Origin of the sequence: Amycolatopsis sp. Poz14, from assembly GCF_006704225.1 — a bacterium.
GTDB lineage: Bacteria > Actinomycetota > Actinomycetes > Mycobacteriales > Pseudonocardiaceae > Amycolatopsis > Amycolatopsis nivea.
On record NZ_JACLHD010000001.1, the window covers coordinates 7,110,815 to 7,129,357 of the forward strand.

General features: G+C 69.7%; 17 protein-coding genes. 2 read left to right on the forward strand and 15 right to left on the reverse strand.

Annotated elements, in window-relative coordinates:
* Positions 1–2: 2 nt before the first annotated feature.
* From FKO37_RS33050 to FKO37_RS33090, 9 genes are all read right to left on the reverse strand, one after another.
* A complete protein-coding gene (locus FKO37_RS33050; RefSeq protein ID WP_238607070.1) occupies positions 3–1,625 on the reverse strand; it encodes an amidohydrolase in 1,623 nt (540 codons plus the stop codon).
* Positions 1,622–2,647, reverse strand: coding sequence for an ABC transporter ATP-binding protein (locus FKO37_RS33055; protein WP_238607071.1), 1,026 nt, complete (start codon positions 2,645–2,647; stop codon positions 1,622–1,624). Before FKO37_RS33055 ends, FKO37_RS33050 begins: the two co-directional genes overlap by 4 nt.
* On the reverse strand, positions 2,644–3,462 hold the full coding sequence (locus FKO37_RS33060; protein ID WP_238607072.1) for an ABC transporter permease: 819 nt from the start codon (positions 3,460–3,462) through the stop codon (positions 2,644–2,646). Before FKO37_RS33060 ends, FKO37_RS33055 begins: the two co-directional genes overlap by 4 nt.
* Positions 3,455–4,336 (reverse strand): ABC transporter permease, encoded by an 882-nt coding sequence (locus FKO37_RS33065; RefSeq protein ID WP_240015637.1) that lies wholly within the window; start codon positions 4,334–4,336, stop codon positions 3,455–3,457. Before FKO37_RS33065 ends, FKO37_RS33060 begins: the two co-directional genes overlap by 8 nt.
* Positions 4,333–5,373: an extracellular solute-binding protein gene (locus FKO37_RS33070; protein WP_238607074.1), complete on the reverse strand. Its 1,041-nt coding sequence runs from the start codon at positions 5,371–5,373 to the stop codon at positions 4,333–4,335. The genes FKO37_RS33065 and FKO37_RS33070 overlap by 4 nt, the downstream gene beginning before the upstream one ends.
* A gap of 11 nt (positions 5,374–5,384) precedes the next feature.
* Entirely contained in the window at positions 5,385–6,662 is a 1,278-nt protein-coding gene (locus FKO37_RS33075) for an aspartate aminotransferase family protein (protein WP_238607075.1), read from the reverse strand.
* 24 nt (positions 6,663–6,686) lie between these two features.
* Positions 6,687–8,126: an aldehyde dehydrogenase family protein gene (locus tag FKO37_RS33080; protein WP_134731865.1), complete on the reverse strand. Its 1,440-nt coding sequence runs from the start codon at positions 8,124–8,126 to the stop codon at positions 6,687–6,689.
* Positions 8,127–8,316: 190 nt separating this feature from the next.
* Positions 8,317–8,859: a TetR/AcrR family transcriptional regulator gene (locus FKO37_RS33085; protein ID WP_051729766.1), complete on the reverse strand. Its 543-nt coding sequence runs from the start codon at positions 8,857–8,859 to the stop codon at positions 8,317–8,319.
* Between the two features lie 104 nt (positions 8,860–8,963).
* Positions 8,964–9,248, reverse strand: a complete 285-nt coding sequence (locus FKO37_RS33090) for an alkylmercury lyase (protein ID WP_238607076.1) — start codon at positions 9,246–9,248, stop codon at positions 8,964–8,966.
* Positions 9,249–9,428: 180 nt separating this feature from the next.
* Between FKO37_RS33090 and FKO37_RS33095 the strand changes: the two genes are divergently transcribed.
* Complete coding sequence (locus tag FKO37_RS33095) at positions 9,429–10,559, forward strand: NAD(P)/FAD-dependent oxidoreductase (protein ID WP_238607077.1); 1,131 nt, start codon at positions 9,429–9,431, stop codon at positions 10,557–10,559.
* Here FKO37_RS33095 and FKO37_RS33100 read toward each other — a convergent pair.
* The 4 genes from FKO37_RS33100 to FKO37_RS33115 are packed head-to-tail and all read right to left on the reverse strand — an operon-like array spanning position 10,546 to position 13,876.
* Entirely contained in the window at positions 10,546–11,484 is a 939-nt protein-coding gene (locus FKO37_RS33100) for a GNAT family N-acetyltransferase (RefSeq protein ID WP_238607078.1), read from the reverse strand. The genes FKO37_RS33095 and FKO37_RS33100 overlap by 14 nt on opposite strands.
* 12 nt (positions 11,485–11,496) lie before the next feature.
* Complete coding sequence (locus FKO37_RS33105) at positions 11,497–12,174, reverse strand: aspartate/glutamate racemase family protein (RefSeq protein WP_238607079.1); 678 nt, start codon at positions 12,172–12,174, stop codon at positions 11,497–11,499.
* Entirely contained in the window at positions 12,171–13,175 is a 1,005-nt protein-coding gene (locus tag FKO37_RS33110) for a D-cysteine desulfhydrase (protein WP_238607080.1), read from the reverse strand. The genes FKO37_RS33105 and FKO37_RS33110 overlap by 4 nt, the downstream gene beginning before the upstream one ends.
* A gap of 44 nt (positions 13,176–13,219) precedes the next feature.
* Positions 13,220–13,876, reverse strand: coding sequence for an IclR family transcriptional regulator (locus tag FKO37_RS33115; RefSeq protein WP_238607081.1), 657 nt, complete (start codon positions 13,874–13,876; stop codon positions 13,220–13,222).
* A gap of 133 nt (positions 13,877–14,009) precedes the next feature.
* Between FKO37_RS33115 and FKO37_RS33120 the strand changes: the two genes are divergently transcribed.
* Complete coding sequence (locus tag FKO37_RS33120; protein ID WP_238607082.1) at positions 14,010–15,866, forward strand: FAD-binding monooxygenase; 1,857 nt, start codon at positions 14,010–14,012, stop codon at positions 15,864–15,866.
* Here FKO37_RS33120 and FKO37_RS33125 read toward each other — a convergent pair.
* Positions 15,853–17,292, reverse strand: coding sequence for an alpha/beta hydrolase (locus tag FKO37_RS33125; protein WP_238607083.1), 1,440 nt, complete (start codon positions 17,290–17,292; stop codon positions 15,853–15,855). The two genes, FKO37_RS33120 and FKO37_RS33125, sit on opposite strands and share 14 nt — an antisense overlap.
* Before the next feature lie 73 nt (positions 17,293–17,365).
* Complete coding sequence (locus tag FKO37_RS33130; RefSeq protein WP_238607084.1) at positions 17,366–18,520, reverse strand: epoxide hydrolase family protein; 1,155 nt, start codon at positions 18,518–18,520, stop codon at positions 17,366–17,368.
* Between the last annotated feature and the right edge of the window lie 23 nt (positions 18,521–18,543).

Sequence of the window (18,543 nt, forward strand, 5' to 3'; positions counted from 1 at the left end):
CCTCACTCCGTCACTACCTGTCCCCCGAGCATGGTCAGTTCCGACCGTACGCTGAGCAACTCCGGACCCGCAGCGGTGACCGGATCGTGGGCGAACACCGCCAGGTCGGCGAGGGAACCTACACGGAGCGTTCCCTTGACGGACTCCGCGTGTTCCAGCCACGCCGGGCCAGTGGTCCACAGACGCAGCGCCTCCTCCCTGGTCAGCGGGTCGGCCACCATGGAGAAGGCGTTCGGGCCGGGCAGACCGGTGAAGGTCACGACGCCGCGGCGCCAGTCCGGCACGGTCACCGGGGCGTCCGAGCTGTCGGCGACCGCCACGCCGTGGTCCAGCAGGGCTCGCGCGGGGAAAGCGTCGGCCCACCGCTCCTCGCCCAGCACGCGGACCATGGACGGGCCGCTGTAGGTCCGCATCAGCGAACTGGTGATGACCCCGATTCCGGACCGCGCCAGGCGGGAGAGCACGGCGGTGGACAAGAAGGTGCCGTGGATCAAGGCGTGCCGCGCCTCCGGCCAGGGGTCGACAGCCTGGGCCGCCTCGATCGCGTCGACTACCGCGTCCGCGGCCCGGTCCCCGGTCACGTGGACTTGCACGCGCACCCGCCGGACGTGGGCGGCCAGGATCAGTTCGTGCAGCTCACGCACGCGCGCGTCGTCGTCGGGGCCGAAGGTCACCAGGCTGCCGTGCCCGCCGGACGGGTACGCCGAGTGCATCCACGCGGTGCAGTGCGTCGGCACGCCGTCGGCGAACAGTTTGATGCCGCCGATCCGCAGCAGGTCGTCGCCGACCGAGAAATCCGTCTCGTCCAGCAGTTCCGCCAGCGAGGCGGCGGACGTCGCCGGCGACGGCCAGTTCCAGTGCAGCAGCGCGGTGATCCGCATCCGCAGCCGGCCGGCGGCGTGCAGGTCCCGGTAGTCCTGCCACAGGTCCGGCGGGACGATCGGATCGGTCACGCTCGTCATCCCGAGGGCGTTCAACCGTTCCATGCTGCGCACGATCGAATCCAGCCGGACGGACCGGCTCGGTTTCGGCACCAGCGAGGCGACCAGTTCCTGCGCGCTTTCCACGAGTACCCCGGTCGGCTCGCCGGCGGAGTCCCGCACGATCTCCCCGGCTTCCGGATCCGGTGTCGCCGGGGTGATCCCGGCCCGCGCGAGCGCCGCACTGTTCGCCCACACCTCGTGGGACGACGCGTGATGCAGCACCGTCGGTTGCGAGCCAGTCACGCCGTCGAGCCAGGCACGGGTCGGCACCGCTCGGCCGTCGGCGAATTCGGCGATCGTCGTTTCCCGCCAGCCGCGGCCGACGATCCACTCCCCCGGCGGCGCACCCGCCAACGCACGGGCTACCGAGGAAAGATCCGACGCGGCTGAAAGGTCCACACAGAACTCCGGACCGGCGGCGGCGTGGAAAGCCAGGTGCAAATGCGCGTCGTTCAGTCCAGGAAGGACAGTCCGGCCCGCCAGCTCGACGACCCGCGCGTCCGGTGCGGCCGCGGCGGAAACCGTCTCGTCGTCGCCGACCGCGGCGATCCGGCCGTCCGACACCAGCACCGCCGAAACGGCCCCTACTGCCGGATCGAACGTCCGGACCACTCCGCCGCGCAGCAGCACATCCTCGGTCATACCGCCGCCAATTCCGGGACTTCGGCGCTCGGCACCACGGCCTGATGCTCTGGATGCCAGGCCGCGATCACCTCGTCCCCGGGCCGATGCTCGTGCGCGACCCCGGCCGACAACACCGCGCACCCGCGCGCCCCGTCGGAATACCGCAGCCAGATCCGCGTGTGGTCGCCGACGTACACGATGTCGGTCACCTGCGCGCTCGCCCGCTGGTGTCCACTCGGGACAGGATCTGAGGAAGTGTGCAGGGTCAACCTTTCCGGCCGCACGATCGTCACCTCCCCCGGCGTCAGCGACAACGCATTGGACTCCCCGACGAACTGCGCGACGAACAACGTCTCCGGCCGCTCGTACAATTCCTCCGGCGTGCCGACCTGTTCGATCCGGCCGTCGTTGAACACCGCGATCCGGTCCGACAGCGTCAGCGCCTCCTGTTGATCGTGCGTCACGAAGAGGAACGTCATGCCCAATTCCCGGTGCATCCGCGCGATTTCCCGCTGCAACTGATCACGCAGCTTCTTGTCCAGCGCACCCAAAGGCTCGTCCATCAGCAACGCGCGCGGTTCGTATACTACGGCCCGCGCCAGAGCGACGCGCTGCTGCTGGCCGCCGGAAAGCTGGCGCGGCAACCGATCCCGCACCGCCGACAATCCGACCAGTTCCAGCACGTCGTCCACCCGCCGTGCGATCTCCGGCTTCGGCACCTTGCGCTGCGTCAGTCCAAACGCGACATTTCGCGCCACCGACATGTGCGGGAACAGCGCGTACTGCTGGAAAACCACCCCGAGGTTCCGCCGGTGCGGTTTGAGCCGCGAGATCTCCTGACCGTCCACAGTGATCGATCCGGACGTGAGCGGGGTGAATCCGGCGATCATCGACAGCATGGTCGTCTTGCCCGAACCGGACGGGCCGAGGAAGGTCATGAACTCGCCGTCGGCGATGTGCAGCGAAACGTCGTCCACGGCGGGCCGGTCGACGCCGGGGTACGCCTTCGTCACGTGTGCGGTCGCGATTCCGTCAGTCATGATTGCTCTTTTCGGCGCAGAACGGCGGGGACGAACAGCAGGATGGTGGTGAACACGACGATCAGGCTCGACGCGGCCGCGATCGTCGGGTCGATTTCCAGCACGATCGATTCGTACATTTTCACCGGCAGCGTCTTGATCGCGGGCGTCTGCAGGAACAGCGCGACCACGACCTCGTCAAACGACGTGGCGAAGGCGAACACGAAACCGGACAGCACGCCGGGAGCGATGATCGGGAGCACGACCTTGCGCACCGTCGTCCAGCGCGGCGCGCCGAGGCTCGCCGACGCTTTCTCCATGATCGGGTCGTACCCGGCGAGGCTGGTCTGCACCGAGGTGAGCACGAACGGCAGCCCCAGCACCGCGTGCGCCAGCACGAAACCGAGCATCGTGCCGTTCAGCTGCCAGCGCAGGAAAACGCCGTAAATCGCGACCGCCACGACGATGCCGGGCAGGATCATCGGAGCCATCAGCAGCTGCCGGGCGATGCCCCTCCCCCGCCGCATCCGGTCGAGCGCCAGCGCGGCCGCCACGCCGAGCACGGTCGCCAGCGCCGCGGCGAGCACCCCGACCTGGACCGAATTCGCCAGTGCGGCCAGCCATTGCTTGCTGGTGAAGAACTCCGCGTACCAGTGCCACGACCAGTCCTTCGGCGGGAACTCGAACGTCGAGCCCGCGCCGAAGCTCATCGGGATCACCACGAGCGTCGGCGCGACGAGCATGAACGCGACGAGCGCGACCCACACGCGCAGGCCCCAGCCGAGGCTCCGCTGCCGCACCGCGGCGGCCCTGCTGATGGACGGATTGTCAGCCACGGTCGGCACCTCCAGCCGCACTGGTGCCCAGCGGCGCGGCCACGCGGCTGAGCACGGCGAGCACCACGAGCGTGACGACCAGCAGGATCGTCCCGAGCGCGCCGGCGCCCGCGAAGTCCAGCAGGTCGTTGACCTGGGTGCCGATCACCTGGGCGACCAGCGCCTGCTGCGGCGTGCCGAGCAGCGCCGGGGTGATGTAGAAGCCCAGCGACATGATGAACACCACCGACACCCCGGCCAGCACGCCCGGCATCGACAGCGGCACGTAGACCCGCAGGAACGCGACCGGACGCCGCGCGCCGAGGCTGCCCGCCGCGTGCAGCAAGCTGCGGTCGATGCTCAGCATCGAACTTTGCAGCGGCAGCACCATGAACGGCAGCATCACCTGCACCATCGCGACCGTCACGCCAGCCACCGAACCCAGCAGCACAACCCCGTCGATGCCGATCGCCGACAGCACCCGGTCGATGACGCCGCCGCGCTGTTCGAGCACGTACCAGGCGAAGTTGCGCGCCATCAGGCTGGTCCAGAACGGCATCAGCACCAGCAGCGTCAGCACCGACCGGGCGCGACGGCCGACGAGCGTCATCGCATACGCGTAGGGATAAGCGATGACGAGCGTCGCCACGGTGATGATCAGCGCGGTCCGCAAAGTCCGCAGCAGCACGCGGATCTGCACCTCGTCGCCGAGCACCGCCAGGTAATTGCCGACCCCGAACGACGGTTCGGTGAAGCTCCGCCACAGGATCACGGCGAGCGGATAGAAGAAGAACACCAGCACCACCGCCGCGGCGGGGAGCAGCAGCCACGAGGTCCGCCGTTTTTCGCGCCCGGCCCGCGGCACGGCCGGGACGCGGGTCGCCACGGCGGTCATCCGGTCGTCCAATCCGACCACGCCTTCACCAGCTCGGGCCGGTTCGCCGCCCAATAGCGCACGTTGCTGAGCACTCGCAAGTCCTCCTTGCCCTCGCCCCAGATGTCGAGCTGGCGGCCGATCTCCGAACGGGCGGCGGGGGCGGCCGTGTTGGCCGGTCCCACGCCCGCCCGCGCGGCGAAGTCCGCCGCTTGCGCCGGTTGCGAGGCGAAGCGGATGAGCTTCTTCGCCTCCTCGGCGCGTGCCGTCCCCTTCGGCACCACCAGGACATCCCAGGTCACCGGAACTGGGATGTCAGGCACCACTTTCCAGTTCGTCGCACCGGCCTTGAGCAGCGAGAACGCCCGCGCGCTGACGATCAGCGCCATGTCCGCCTGCCCGCCGGCCATGCGCTGCTGCTGGTCGCCGTAAGTGCTGCTGATGGCCAGCTGCGGCCGGATCCGGTCGTACGTCCGCAGCGCGCGGCGCATGTCGAGCGGATACAGCTTGTCCCGCGGCACTCCGTCGGCCAGCAGCGCGGCCTCGATCGTGCCGACGCTCGGGTCGCCGCCGTAGATGATGCGGCGTCCGGGGAACTGCTTCGGGTCGAAGAAATCCGCGAGTTTCGTCGGCGGATGCTTGCCGTAGACCTTCGAGTCGTACATCAGCATCATGCCGAAGAACGCGTCCGGCACCCCGCAGTCGGTGAGCGAGCCCTCCGGGAACCCGGAAGCCTGCGCGCCCATGTCGACGGGTTCGAGCAGGCTCCCGCACACCGCGGCGGCCGCGGACGCGTCGGTGTCGACGACGTCCCAGGTCACCTTCCCGGCCTCGACCATCGCCTTGAGCTTGGCGTTGCTCGACGGGCCGTCGAGGGTGACCGTCGTCCCGGTCTGCTTCTCGTACGGGTCGAGCCACGCGGCGCGCTGGCCCGCCTGGTACGCGCCTTGGCCGTAGGAAACGAACACGAGCGAGTTCGGCCCGCCCTCGGAAATCGCGCAGCCGGCGGTGGTGAGCAGAAGCGCGGCGGACAACAGCGTCGGTATCCGGCGTCTCATGGCTCCTCCGTTCAGCTCGCCGCGGCGGCGACGTGCTTGCACAGCACGTCGGCCAAAGTGTCGATCTGGTCCTCGGTGATCACCAGCGGCGGGGACAGCACGATGCTGGTCCCGGACGCGCGGACCACCACGCCGTCCGCGCGGCAGCCCGCCTGCACCGGTGCGGTGGGCCGGTCCGCGAACTCGATGCCGAGCATCAGGCCGACCCCGCGGACCTCGCGCACGTGCGGCAGTTCGGCGAGCGGGTCGAGCCGCTCGCGCAGCCGGGCGCCGAGGACGGTGGCGCGGTCGAGCAGGTTCTCCTTTTCGATCAGGTCGAGGTTCGCCAGCGCGACCGCGGAGCCGACCGGGTGGCCGTTGTAGGTGAAACCGTGCAGGAACGCCGCGCCTTCGGCGAGCTCCAGCACCCTCCGTCCAATGAGGACCGCACCCATCGGAATGTACCCGCTGGTGAGCCCCTTCGCGGTGACGATCATGTCCGGCTCGATGCCGAAGTGCTCGCTGCCGAACCAGTGCCCGGTGCGGCCGAACGCGGTGACGATCTCGTCCACGATCAGCAGAATCCCGTGTCGCCGCAATACTTCCTGCACGCGCGGCCAGTAGCCCTCGGGAGGCGGCACCATCCCGCCGACGCCGAGCACCGGTTCCCCGATGAACGCGCCGATCCGATGTGGACCGATCTCCTCGATCCGCTTCTCCAGCTCGGCCACCAGAATGTCTGTCGCGTTGGGACCGTGCTCGATGCCGTGCGGTTTGCCGAGCCATTCGACGTCCGGCAGCAGCGGACCGTACCCGGCGCGCAGGCCTTCGATGCCGGTCGCGGCCAGCGAGGCGCCGCCCATGCCGTGGTAACCGCCGTGCCGCGCCAGCACCACCGTGCGCTCGGGCGAACCGGCGTGATGGAAGGCGAGACGAGCGAGTTTGATCGCGGTTTCGTTGCCTTCCGAACCGCCGTTGGTGAGGAAAACGCGTTCCAGACCCGCCGGGGCGAGCGAAAGGAGGCGTTCGCCGAGGCGGATCGACGGGGCGTTGGAGTAGTCGCCGAAGGACGAGTAGAACTCCAGCTTGCGGATCTGCTCGGCGGCGACGTCGGCGAGTTCGGCGCGGCCGTGGCCGACCGGGCACTGCCACAGGCCGCAGGTGCCGTCGATGTACTGGTTGCCTTCGGTGTCCCAGAGCAGCGCGCCTTCACCGCGGTCGAGGACGAGCGGTTCGGCGGGGTCGCCGATGACGGTGTGCGGGTGGATGAGGGTGCGCTGGTCGGCAGCGGCGAGGTCAGCGGTGGTCAATGCGGATTCCTTTCGGGGAGCGGTTCAGAACCGCAGAGCGACGGCTTTGGTCTCGGTGTAGGCGTCGATGCCTTCGGCCCCGCCTTCGCGTTCCTGGCCGGAGTTCTTCTGGCCGCCGAAGGGAAGTTCCGGACGCACCGGCGCCGGGTCGTTGACGCCGAACACGCCGAAATCGAGCCGGTCGAGCGTGCGCCAGATGCGGCGCAGATCGGTGCCGAACACGTAGGCGGCGAGGCCGTAATCGGTGGAGTTGGCGAGTTCGACGGCCTCGTCGTCGGTGCGGAAGGCCGACACCGCGAGCACCGGGCCGAACGTTTCCTCGCGGCTGATGAGCATGTCCGGGGTGACGCCGTCCAGCACGGTGGGCTCGAAGAAATGGCCCGGCAGCGCGGGATCCGTCCACCGGTTGCCGCCGACGAGCACGCGCGCGCCCTTGCCGACCGCGTCCGCGACCTGGTTCTCCACCTTCGCCAGCCCGGCCTCGTCGATCAGCGGACCGACGTTGGTGCCCTCGGCGTCGCCCCGGCCGACCTTCAGGGCGCTGGTTTTCTTTTCGATCAAGGAAAGCAGGTCGTCGCGGACGCTTTCGTGGACATACAGCCGGTTCACCGCGGTGCAGCTCTGCCCGGCGTTGAAGAATTTCCCGGTAACGACACCCGCCGCCGCGGCTTCGAGGTCGGCGTCCTCGAACACGATCGCCGGCGAGTGCCCGCCCATTTCGAGCGACGTGCGGCGGAGGATGTCGCCGGTCTGGCGCAGCAGGCCCAGTCCGACCTCGGTGGAGCCGGTGAAGCTGACCTTGCGCAGCCGCCGGTCGGCGAGCAATTCTCCGACGAGTTCCGCGGGCCGCGTGGTGGTCAGCGACTGGAGCACCCCGGCGGGCAAACCGGTGTCCTGCACGATTTCCAGCAGCGCGGTGGCGATCAACGGGGTCTGCTCGGCCGGTTTCGCGATCACCGGACAGCCCGCCGCGAGCGCGAGCCCGACCTTGCGAATCAGCATGCTGGCCGGGAAGTTCCACGGCGTGATCGCGAGCACCGGGCCGACCGGCGAGCGCAGCACGAGCCCGGGACCGGCCGCGTTCGCCGGCGTGACCCGCCCGTACGCGCGGCGGCCCTCCTCCGCGGCCCACTCCAGCATCCGGGCGGCCCCGGCCAGTTCGCCGTTCGCCTCGGCGAGCGGTTTCCCGTTCTCGCGGCTCAGCAACGCGGCCAGTTCTCCTTGCCGGGCGCGGATTCCGGCGGCCGCGGCGCGCAGATGGCCGCTGCGGGTCTCCGGATCGGTGTCCGCCCAGCCGCGGGCGGCGCGCGCGGCCGCGGCCAGTGCGTCCCGCGCCTGCTCGGGCCCCGCGTCGGCGGCCTGGCCGAGGACGGCGAGGCTCGCGGGGTCGACGACGTCGAACGTCGCCGGGGCGGAATGCCAGCGGCCGTCGATCAGCAAGGTCGCGGCGGCGGTGTCGGGCATCGGGTACGCCTTTCGGTTCGGCGGCTTCGGGGATGCGCCGAGTCTGACCCCTAGGTGTTGATTAAGTCAACACCTGAGCGACGAGGAAATTCCGGATAGGACAGTGGGAAGTTCTTGCAGCGCAACGATATCCGGCAACACTTCGACCCCGGCGGCGTCGAGCGCGGCCGGGGCGGGAGTCCGGGTTCGGTTAACGCGCGGCCGCGAGCAGGCCGCGCAGGGCTTCGAGCGCCGGGCCCGGATCGACGTCCGGATCCGCCGCCTGGTGCAGGAACATTCCGTCGAGGGCGTAGAACACGAGCTGGGCCAGCCCGCCGTCGGCCGACAGTTCCTTGCCGACCGCGGCGAGATAGCCGTCGTAGAGCCGCCGCACGACCGGCCGCAATTCGGGCCGCCGCGCCGCTTCCACGACCAGCTGGTACTGGAACACTTGCAGGTCCGCGCTGTCCCGGAACCGCTGGCGCACCTCGGGACCGTCCGCGTAGACGCCGGTGCGGGCGCCGATCAGGCCGTTCTCCGCGCTCTCCTCCAGCACCAGGTCCAAAGAGGACTGGAGGAGGTCGTCGATCGAGGAGAAATGGTGCTGGACCGCGCCGGTGGTGCAGCCCGCCGCCCGCGCGACCGCACGGTAGGTGAGGCCGCGCAGCCCGTCGGAAGCGACCACGCCGACCGCCGCCCGCCGCAGGGCGAGCTTCGTCCCGGTCGGGTCGTCCGCGGTTCCGGACCGGCTCATCCGCACCTCCTCGGCTTCGTCCGGGCGAGCGTACATTACATCTGTAATGTGAACCAGAGCGAAGGGTGCCCCGAAGACAACTAGCGAGCTGCAACGGCTTCCGGTCAGGCTTTTACAGCCGCCAACGCGGCGAGCACCCGCTCCCGGGTCGGCACGTCAAGGCGGCAGGCGTCCGCCGCCACCGGCCCGGGCGTGCCCATGACGTCGACCCCGTCGACCAGGATCGTCGGCGAACGGTAGCTGCCGACGCGTTCGACGACCGCCGCGTCGAGGCCGCTCTCGGCGAGGCACTCGGCCACCAGCGACCGGGCCGCTTCGGCGTTCGGGCAGTCCGGGGCGGTCAGCAGTTCCACCCGCGTCCCGCGGATCTCCGGCCCCGGTGCGCACATGAGCTCAGCCTAGGCGGAAATCCGTCCTTGACAATCCGCTTCCGGAAAAAGCTAGGGTGGCCCAGGACGTCGAAAGCCACAGGCCGGTAGGTAGTCCGGGCGGCGCGCCGCGCTCGTACCCGCACCTTTCCGGTGCGTCCAGCACGTCCCCTCGTTCCATATCCAGAAGGGGAATTCGCTATGCCCGGAAAACCTCGCGTCCTGATCATCGGCGGCGGCATCGGCGGGCTCGCGCTCGCACAGGGATTGCACCGCGCCGGGGTTGCCGTCACAGTCCGCGAACGTGACATCCCAGCAGCCGGCCGGTTGCAGGGGTATCGCCTGCGGCTCGACCCGCACGGCCTCGACGCGCTGGACCGGCTGCTTCCTGCGCCTCTCAGCCGGGCGATCTGGGATGCCAGTTCGACGCCGTCGCGTACCAGTTACCTCACCGGGACGCCGCCGGAGGAACCGGTCGAACGCAACGTCTCGATCAACCGGCGCACACTGCGCGAGATCCTCCTGCACGGGCTGGACGACGTCGTCGAGTTCGGCCGCGAATGCACCGGGTACCGCCTGGACGACACCGTCACCGCGACGTTCGCCGACGGATCCACTGCTTCAGCGGACGTCTTGGTCGCCGCCGACGGCGTGAATTCGGTTATCCGACGCCAATACCTGCCGCACGCCCGCGTCATGGACACCGGCGTGCGCATCATGTACGGCCGCTTCCCGCTCACCCGCGAGACCGCTGCGCTGATCCCCGACGAGTGGTTCGGGATCTACCGCGGGCTCTTCGGCCCGGACCACCAGCACATCGGCATCGCCCCGGTCCACTCTCGGCGTCCGCCGTCTCTGCCAGGGCTCACCGACACCAGCGACTACGTGATGTGCCTGTTCGCCGCCCGCACCGAACTGCTGCCGTGCTCCGACGACGAACTCCGCGCTGCGACCGGGCGCGAGTTGCGGGACATGACGGTTTCGTTGGCCCGCAAATGGAATCCGAAAGCCAGCGAGCTGCTGGCCCTCGCCGATCCCGAGACGGTGTTCCCGATCTTCATGCGCACCAGCGTGCCGGTCGAGCCGTGGCCGACCACGTCGGTGACCCTGCTCGGCGACGCGATCCACGCGATGAGCCCTGCGGTCGGCGTCGGCGCGAACACCGCCCTGCGCGACGCCGAACTGCTCGCCAGGAAGCTCACCGAGGCCGACCTCCTCTCCGCGCTGCGGGCATACGAGACCGAGATGATCAACTACGGCTTCGACGCGGTCCGGACGTCCGCGAAGTTCGGCGCGCTGCGGATGGGCCAGCCCCCGCTCACGCGGGCTTGAGCAGCGGCACGTCCCGGCACACTTCGCGGAACCCGACGCCGTAATACAACTCCCGCGCCGACGGATGTCCAGGCGCGCCAAGACAAGCGACCGTCGCGTGGGCAGCTCCGGCTGCCCGCGCACGGTCCATGCCGTGCAGCAGCATCGCTCGGCCCAGCCCCCGCCGCCGGTAATCCGGATGGGTGCCGACCGGCTCGAACTCGACGGTCTTGTTCGCCTCGTCCAGCCACATGATCGCCGACGCCGCCATCCTCCCGTCCGGCGCTTCGACCAGGACATGCAGGTCACCGCGATACGCCGGGGTCGCGCGGACGCCCTCGTAGCCTTCCAGCGTGTACGCGGTCACGCCCCACGCGGCCACATGCGCCCGCACAGCCGCCTCCGGTCCGGCCTCGGCGGCGGTGCGGAAGCGGAACCCGTCCGGCAGCACCGGCGTTTCGAGCACCTCGAGGTCGCGTTCGTTCAGCTGCGTCCAGGACCCGGTGTCGCCGAGGCCGTCCGGATCGGGCCCGTAGCCGTGCGCCGCCCAGCGTTCCAGGCCGAACTTGTCGGCCGCTCCGGGAAGCACGGTGCGTTCGAGGCCGTCCGCGGTGGCGTCGAACCAGTCGATCACGTCGTCGACCAGCCCGGCGTGGTCGGGATGGACCTGATATGCCAGGTAAGCACCGGTGACGTCTTTGACCGAGCCGTCGTTGAGCCGCACGCTCCGGGGCAGTTGCGCCCAGCCCCACGCGACGAGGTCGTCGCCGGCGAACCACAGCCGACGCATCCAGCTCGCGCCTTGTGCGGCGTGCGCTCTGCCCCAGTTCCAGGCCAGCTCGCCGTAGGAGGCGTCGCTGTTGACGAGTTCCGGGCGCACGGCAGTGATCCGCTGCGCGAGCTCCTGCATGAGCAGCACGTCCGCGGCGGTCAGCAGATCGGTCATGACCGGACTCTGTCAGGCGGGCGGCCGGACGTCGACCGGTTTTCCGCCGCAGCGGCGGATCACCGCGTCGGCGAGCAGGTCTGTCGGGTCCAGCACCCCGGTCGCGTTTCCCGCCACCAGCGGGAGTTCGGTGCACGCCAGCACCGACAACGGCACGTCGACCTCCGCCAGCGCCCGGTCGAAATGTGCCGCTCCACCGGCGAGGTGGCCGCGTTTCACCGCCGCCACCGCTGCGTCGACTTCCCGCTGCCCCGCCTCGGACGGCACCACCCACTCGACCTCGGGCACTCGCCGTTGGTACAGCCCGGCGGCGATCGTCCCGCGAGTGCCGAGCAGGCCGACCGGACCCGTCCGTCCGGCGAGGAAGTCCGCCGTTTCCGCGACCATGTCCACGAACGGCACCCCGCTGTCCGCGGCCAGCCGGGACAGGAAGAAATGCGCGGTGTGGCAGGGCATGGCGAGCACGGACGCACCGAGATCCCGCAGTTTTTCCGCCCCGGCAAGCAAAGCCGGATACGGGTCGGTGCTCCCGTCGAGCACCGCGGCGACCCGGTCCGGCACCGTCGGGTCGGCCCAGATCGCCACCCGAAGGTGGTCCTGGTCGCGCTCCGCGACCGTGCGGGCGATGAGCTTCGCGTAGAACTCCGCGGTCGCCGCGGGACCCATGCCGCCGAGGACGCCCGCGATCACTGGAACGCGGACCGGTAGCCGAACAGCCCGGCGACGCCGCCGGTGTGCACGAAGACGACGCGGTCGGTCGCGGCGAACCGGCCTTCCGCGATCCCGCCGAGCAGGCCGGCGAAGCCCTTTCCGGAGTACACCGGGTCCAGCAGGATCCCTTCGGTCTCGGCGAGCAGCCGCACCGCGTCGACCATGGACCGGGTGGGCACGCCGTAGCCCTCGCCGACCCAGCGGTCGTCCACCAGCACGTCGTCACGGGAAACCTCGGTCCCGAGCAGCTCCGCCGTCCGGACGGCCAGCCCGTGCACCGCGTCGATCTGCCGGGCTTCCGGCTGCCGCACGCTGACGCCGAGCACCCGCGCCGGGCTGTGCACCGCGCGCAATCCGGCGACGAGCCCGGCCTGCGTGCCGGTGCTGCCGGTCGCGTGCACGACCCAGTCGACCGGGACCGGCGCGGCGTCCAGCTCCAGCGCACACTGGACGTATCCGAGGGCGCCGATCGGATTCGACCCGCCGCCCGGGATCACGTACGGCCGCCGTCCCTCCGCGCGCAGTTTCGCTGCCACGTCTTCCATCGCCGCTGACATATCAGTTCCGGCCGGTACCCGGTCCACGATGTCCGCACCGAGCAGTTCGTCGAGGAACACATTGCCGGAGTTCTCGTACTCCTCGTCGCGCACCTGCCGCTGTTCCAGCAGCAGTTTGCAGGCCAGTCCGGCGCGCGCGGCGGCCGCGGCGGTCTGCCGGGCGTGGTTGGACTGCGTCGCGCCCTGGGTGATCAGCGTGTCGGCGCCCTGCGCGAGCGCGTCGCCGACGAGGAATTCCAGCTTGCGCGTTTTGTTGCCACCGGTCGCCAAACCGGTGCAGTCGTCGCGTTTGATCCAGAGGTCCGGTACGTCCCGGTGGCGTTCGCGCAATCGCGCGGTGAGCCGGTCCAGCGGTTCGAGCGGGGTCGGGAAATGTCCGAGCGGGAAGCGGGCGAAGCGCGTCGTCTGTACCACGGACGCCATCGTGCTTCCCTCGCCCGGCCGCTGTCCACCGCGTCCATTGCGAGTTACGGATGCAGTTCGGCCCGGATCACCCGCGCCGCCCGTGCCAGCCGCTCCCCGATCGCGCCGATGTCCGCCGGACCGGTCAGGTACACCACCGCGAGCGCGGCCGGATGCTGCCCGGGCACCGCGAGCGGCACCGCGATCGACGACAGCCCGGGAATCACCTCGTCATGACTGGTTTCGTACGGCGCTGTCCCGCCGCGCAGCTGCTGCAGGATCGCGCGACCCGGCGCGCCGTCGGTGATCGGATGCCGGCTGCCCGGGCGCTGCGCCACCGCCGCCGTCGCCTGCCGCGGTTCGACGCTGGCCAGCGTGACCACGGAATCCTCGCCGTCGAGCGTCGCGAGGAACGCCGTCATGCCGAGTTCGTTCGCGAGCACGGTCAGCTCGGGCAGCGCGGTCGACTGAAGATCGCGGGAAACGTTGCGCGCCAACGCCGCCAGCCGCGCCCCCAGCTCCAGTTCGCCGTTCGCGCCGCGCACGACCAGCCCGTGGTCCTCGAGCGTGCGCACGATGCGGTAGGTGATCGACCGGTGCAGCCCGAGCCGCGAGGCCAGCTCGCCGATCGACAGCGGCGCGTCGGCCTCGGCGAGCACTTCGAGCGCGGTGAGCCCGCGCGACAACGTCTGCGACCCGGCCGCTTGCTTGGCTTCCGTCACGACTCGGTCCTTCCCCGCGGGGTCTTGTGCACCGGCGCGGCCCACCTTAGCATCGTCGTACTCAATAATTGAACAACGAGTTCTATTATCGAACACGGTCCCCTCTGGTGCTCACAGTGAGGTGAGGAAATCCATGCAGTTCCACCACCACGGCTACGTTTCCGGCGAACCGCGCGTCCTGCCCGCCGCCGGAACCGGAATCGACCGGCCCGCGGAACTGCCGGACGAGGTCGACGTGCTGATCGTGGGCACCGGCCCCGCGGGCATGATCACCGCCGCGCAGCTGTCCCGGTTCCCGCACGTCACCACGCGCATCGTCGAACGCCGCGGCGGACGGCTCGAGGTCGGGCAGGCGGACGGGATCCAGGCGCGCAGCGTCGAGACGTTCCAGGCCTTCGGTTTCGCGAACCGGATCGTCGAGGAGGCGTACCGGATCACCACGATGTCGTTCTGGAAGCCCGATCCCGCCGATCCGAAGCGCATCGTCCGCTCGTCGCGCGTGCCCGACGACCCCACCGGGATCAGCGAATTCCCGCATCTCATCGTCAACCAGGCCCGGGTGCAGGACTATTTCGCCGAGTACATGGCCCATTCGCCGAGCCGGATGACGCCCGATTTCGGCCTGGAATTCCAGTCGCTCACCATTACCGAGGGCGACGAATACCCGGTTACCGTCACGCTGCGGCACACCGCCGGCCCGCGCACCGGCGAGGATCGCGTGGTCCGGGCCAAATACGTGGTCGGCTGCGACGGCGCCCGCAGCGCGGTGCGCGAATCGATCGGCCGGCAACTCGTCGGCGACCAAGCGCTGCACGCGTGGGGCGTGATGGACGTCCTCGCCGTCACCGATTTCCCGGACATCCGCACGAAATGCGCCATCCAGTCCCACGACGGCGGCAATATCCTGCTGATCCCGCGCGAGGGCGGCACATTGTTCCGGATGTATGTCGATCTGGGCGAGGTGTCCGAGGACGACCACGGCGCCGTGCGGAAGACGACGATCGACCAGATCATCGCGCGCGCCAACGCGATCATGAGTCCGTACACTGTGGACGTCAAGAACGTGGCCTGGCACAGCGTGTACGAGGTCGGCCATCGCCTCACCGACAAATTCGACGACGTTCCCGTCGGCGACACCCGGCTCCCGCGCGTCTTCATCACCGGCGACGCCTGCCACACGCACAGCGCGAAAGCCGGGCAGGGCATGAACGTCTCGATGCAGGACGGGTTCAACATCGGCTGGAAACTGGGCCACGTGCTCGACGGCCGCGGTCCCGCTTCGCTGCTGGCCACCTATTCCGCGGAACGCCAGCTGATCGCGAAAAACCTCATCGATTTCGACAAGGAATGGTCGACCCTCATGGCGGCCCGGCCCGAGGACCTGGCCGATCCGGCGGAGCTGGAAGAGTTCTACGTGAAGACCTTCGAGTTCCCGTCCGGTTTCATGACGTGCTACCAGCCTTCGGTGCTCATCGCCTCGCCGGAACACCAGGATCTGGCAACCGGGTTCCCAATCGGCAAACGGTTCAAGTCGGCACCCGTCACGCGAGTCTGCGACGCGAACACGGTCCACTTAGGACACCACGCCCAGGCCGACGGCCGGTGGCGCGTCTACGTCTTCGGACCCGCCGCTCCGGTGGCGGATTTCGCCGACTGGCTGGGGAATTCCCCGGACTCCCCGGTCGTGGCCCACACGCCGAAGAACCTGGACGTCGACGCCTGGTTCGACGTGAAGGTGATCTACCCGCGGCCGTACGAGGAGGTCGATCTCGGCGAGGTCCCGGAGATCTTCCTGCCCCGCACCGGTCCGTTCTCGCTGATCGACTACGAGAAGGTCTATGCGTCCGAAGACATCTTCGCCGACCGCGGCATCTCGCCCGGCGGCGCGGTAGTGGTGGTCCGGCCGGACCAGTACGTCGCGAACGTCCTTCCCCTCACCGCTACCGCCGAGCTGGCCGCGTTCTTCGCGCCGATCTTCAGCGCCGAGTAGCCGGGGAAGGCTCGGCGGGACAGAAGCGGTCCCGCGCCGGGAAGTTCCCGCCGACCAGGTACGCCGTCGTCGTGTCGTTGAGGCAGTTGTTCGCGCCCGCACCGTAAGCGACGTGTCCGCCCTGGTCGGCGGTGACCATCCGGGCCCGGGCGCCGAACGCCCAGCGCGTGCGCAACGCCCCGGGCAACGGCGTCGCCGGGTCGCGCAGGTTCTGCACCATCAGCACGTCGGCCGGTCCTTGGCCGGTGATCCGCACCTTCTGCTCCACCGGCGCGGGCCAGTACGCACACGCCCGGATGTTGGCGGCGTATGCGCCGTACATCGGATACCGCGCCCGGTCGATCTCGACGTTGCGCTGATAGGTCCGCACCGACGTCGGCCACTGCGAATCCCCGCAGATCACCCCGAGGTAGCCGACCGGGAAGCTGCCGCGATCGCCGGTCGCCTTCGCGGCGGCTCCGGGGAGCGGCTGATGCGTGTCGAGCAGATGCCAATACGTGGCCAGCTCAGGGAAACCGGCGTCGTTCCGGATTTCCCCGGACGTGAAGCCGCGGAACGCCGTCCCGTCGAACCCGGACTCCGGCTTGCGGTCCAGCCGGTCGGCCAGCTCGTAGTACTTCTTCGTCACTGCCGCCGGAGTGGTACCCAGGTGATAGTCCTGGTCGTGCTTCGCGGCGAAGTTGGCGAAGTCGGGGAACCGCTGCTGGAAACCCATGCCTTGCGCGCGCAACGCCGCGACGTCGTATCCCTCCGGCGGCAAGCTGCTGTCCAGCACGATCCGGTCGCTGCGGTCCGGGAACAGCGTCGTGTACACCGCGCCGAGGTAGGTGCCGTACGACTCGCCGTAATAGGAAATCTTCGCCTCCCCCAAGGCTTCCCGGATCCGGTCCATGTCCCGCGCCGTGTTGGCGGTGGTGATGAACGGCAACAAGTCGGCAGTCTCGGAACTCGTGCACTGCTTGGCGATCCGCTTCGCCAACTCGGCCGACTTCGCCACGTCCGCCGGGTTGTGCGGATAGGGCGGGTTGGCCGCGAGCGTCTTGTCCGCGTCGTTCAGGCCGCAGGTCAACCCCGCGCTGGAGCCGATCCCGCGCGGATCGAAGCCGACGATGTCGTAGCTGTCCCGCACCGCCTGCGGAAACGGCAGCAGCGCCGGGACGCGCGACCCGGCGAGACCCGGCCCGCCGGGGTTGACCAGCAGCACCCCGCGCCGCTTCTCCGGCTTCGCCGCGGACAGCCGGGACACCGCGAGGTCGATCGTCCGCCCGTCCGGATGCCGGTAGTCGAGCGGAACGGTCACGGTCGAGCACTGCAGGCCGGGTTGTCCTGGGCAGGCGCTCCACCGCGGCCCGGCCGAAGCGGGGGCAGCCGAAACCACCCCCGCCAGCACCGCGACGGCAAGCGCGATCGGCATGGTCTTTCGCATTCAGCTCTCCTCTTCGCATCGGAATCGCTGATTCACCACACCAGCCGCCGCCGGGCCGGACCCCTGCCATTTGTCACCCCCGCAGCACGGCGGCGAGCCCCTCCCGCAGATCCCGGACGAAGTACTCCGGCACTTCCAGCGACGGGAAATGCCCGCCGCGTTCCGGCACGCGCCACCGGACGATCTGGCGGAACCGCTCCCGCGCCCAGGGACGCGGGGTCTTCTCCGTGTCGCGGGGGTACATGGTGATCGCCGCCGGAACGTCCACGCGAAGCTCGGGGTCCAGCGAATTGTGGCTCTCGTAGTAAATCCGGGCCGCCGACGCCCCGGAGCGCGTCAGCCAATACAACGTGACGTCGTCCAGAACGCGGTCCCGGGAAATCGTCTCGAACGGACTGTCCTCGGTGTCCGACCATTCCGCGAATTTGTCCACGAGCCAGGCGAGCAGCCCGACCGGCGAGTCGACGAGCGAGTACCCGATGGTCTGCGCCCCGGTCGCCTGGAGTTTCGCGTACGCTCCGCGACGCCGCCAGAACTGGCGGGTTTCCTCGGTCCACCGGCGCTCGTCCGCGGTCAGGCCGTCCGTCGGCAGTCCGGGCGGGGCTTCCGCGAACAGCGTGTGGACGCCGAGAACCCGCTCCGGGAACCGGGCGGCGAGAATCGTGGTGATATTGCCGCCCCAGTCGCCGCCATGGGCCAGGAACTGGCGATATCCGAGCCGGTCCATCAATTCCACCCACGCGGCCGCGATCTTTTCCGTGCCCCATCCCGTCGTGGCCGGTTTGTCGCTGTACCCGTATCCGGGCAAGGACGGGATCACGACGTGAAACGCCGGCGCGCTGGCGTCTTCGGGATCCGCCAGGTCGTCCACGATGTCGACGAACTCCGCGACGCTGCCCGGCCATCCGTGCGTCAAGATCAGCGGGACGGCGTCCGCGCGCGGGGACCGGCGGTGCAGGAAGTGGATCCCCAGCCCGTCGATGACCGTCCGGAACTGGCCGATCCGTTCGAGGCGCGCCTCGAACGCGCGCCAGTCGTACTCGGTGCGCCAGTAGTGCACGAGGTCGACCAGGTCGGCGAGCGGAACGCCCTGGTCCCAGCGGCGGGGACCACGCACCGTCTCAGCCTCCGGAAGCCTCGCCGCGGCGAGCCGCGCCCGGAGATCGTCGAGGTCAGCGTCGGTCGCCCGGGCTTCGAATGTTGCTACTTCGCTGGTCAGAGCGGTCATGGGTCCTCCTCGGGTCGTTGGAA

Coding starts and splice junctions, on each gene's coding strand:
- FKO37_RS33120 (WP_238607082.1), top strand. CDS start 14,010: ATGCAGTTCCACCACCACGGCTACGTTTCCGGCGAACCGCGCGTCCTG.
- FKO37_RS33080 (WP_134731865.1), bottom strand. CDS start 8,126: ATGCCCGACACCGCCGCCGCGACCTTGCTGATCGACGGCCGCTGGCAT.
- FKO37_RS33085 (WP_051729766.1), bottom strand. CDS start 8,859: ATGAGCCGGTCCGGAACCGCGGACGACCCGACCGGGACGAAGCTCGCC.
- FKO37_RS33100 (WP_238607078.1), bottom strand. CDS start 11,484: ATGACCGATCTGCTGACCGCCGCGGACGTGCTGCTCATGCAGGAGCTC.
- FKO37_RS33095 (WP_238607077.1), top strand. CDS start 9,429: ATGCCCGGAAAACCTCGCGTCCTGATCATCGGCGGCGGCATCGGCGGG.
- FKO37_RS33110 (WP_238607080.1), bottom strand. CDS start 13,175: ATGGCGTCCGTGGTACAGACGACGCGCTTCGCCCGCTTCCCGCTCGGA.
- FKO37_RS33130 (WP_238607084.1), bottom strand. CDS start 18,520: ATGACCGCTCTGACCAGCGAAGTAGCAACATTCGAAGCCCGGGCGACC.
- FKO37_RS33050 (WP_238607070.1), bottom strand. CDS start 1,625: ATGACCGAGGATGTGCTGCTGCGCGGCGGAGTGGTCCGGACGTTCGAT.
- FKO37_RS33125 (WP_238607083.1), bottom strand. CDS start 17,292: ATGCGAAAGACCATGCCGATCGCGCTTGCCGTCGCGGTGCTGGCGGGG.
- FKO37_RS33070 (WP_238607074.1), bottom strand. CDS start 5,373: ATGAGACGCCGGATACCGACGCTGTTGTCCGCCGCGCTTCTGCTCACC.
- FKO37_RS33065 (WP_240015637.1), bottom strand. CDS start 4,336: ATGACCGCCGTGGCGACCCGCGTCCCGGCCGTGCCGCGGGCCGGGCGC.
- FKO37_RS33090 (WP_238607076.1), bottom strand. CDS start 9,248: ATGTGCGCACCGGGGCCGGAGATCCGCGGGACGCGGGTGGAACTGCTG.
- FKO37_RS33055 (WP_238607071.1), bottom strand. CDS start 2,647: ATGACTGACGGAATCGCGACCGCACACGTGACGAAGGCGTACCCCGGC.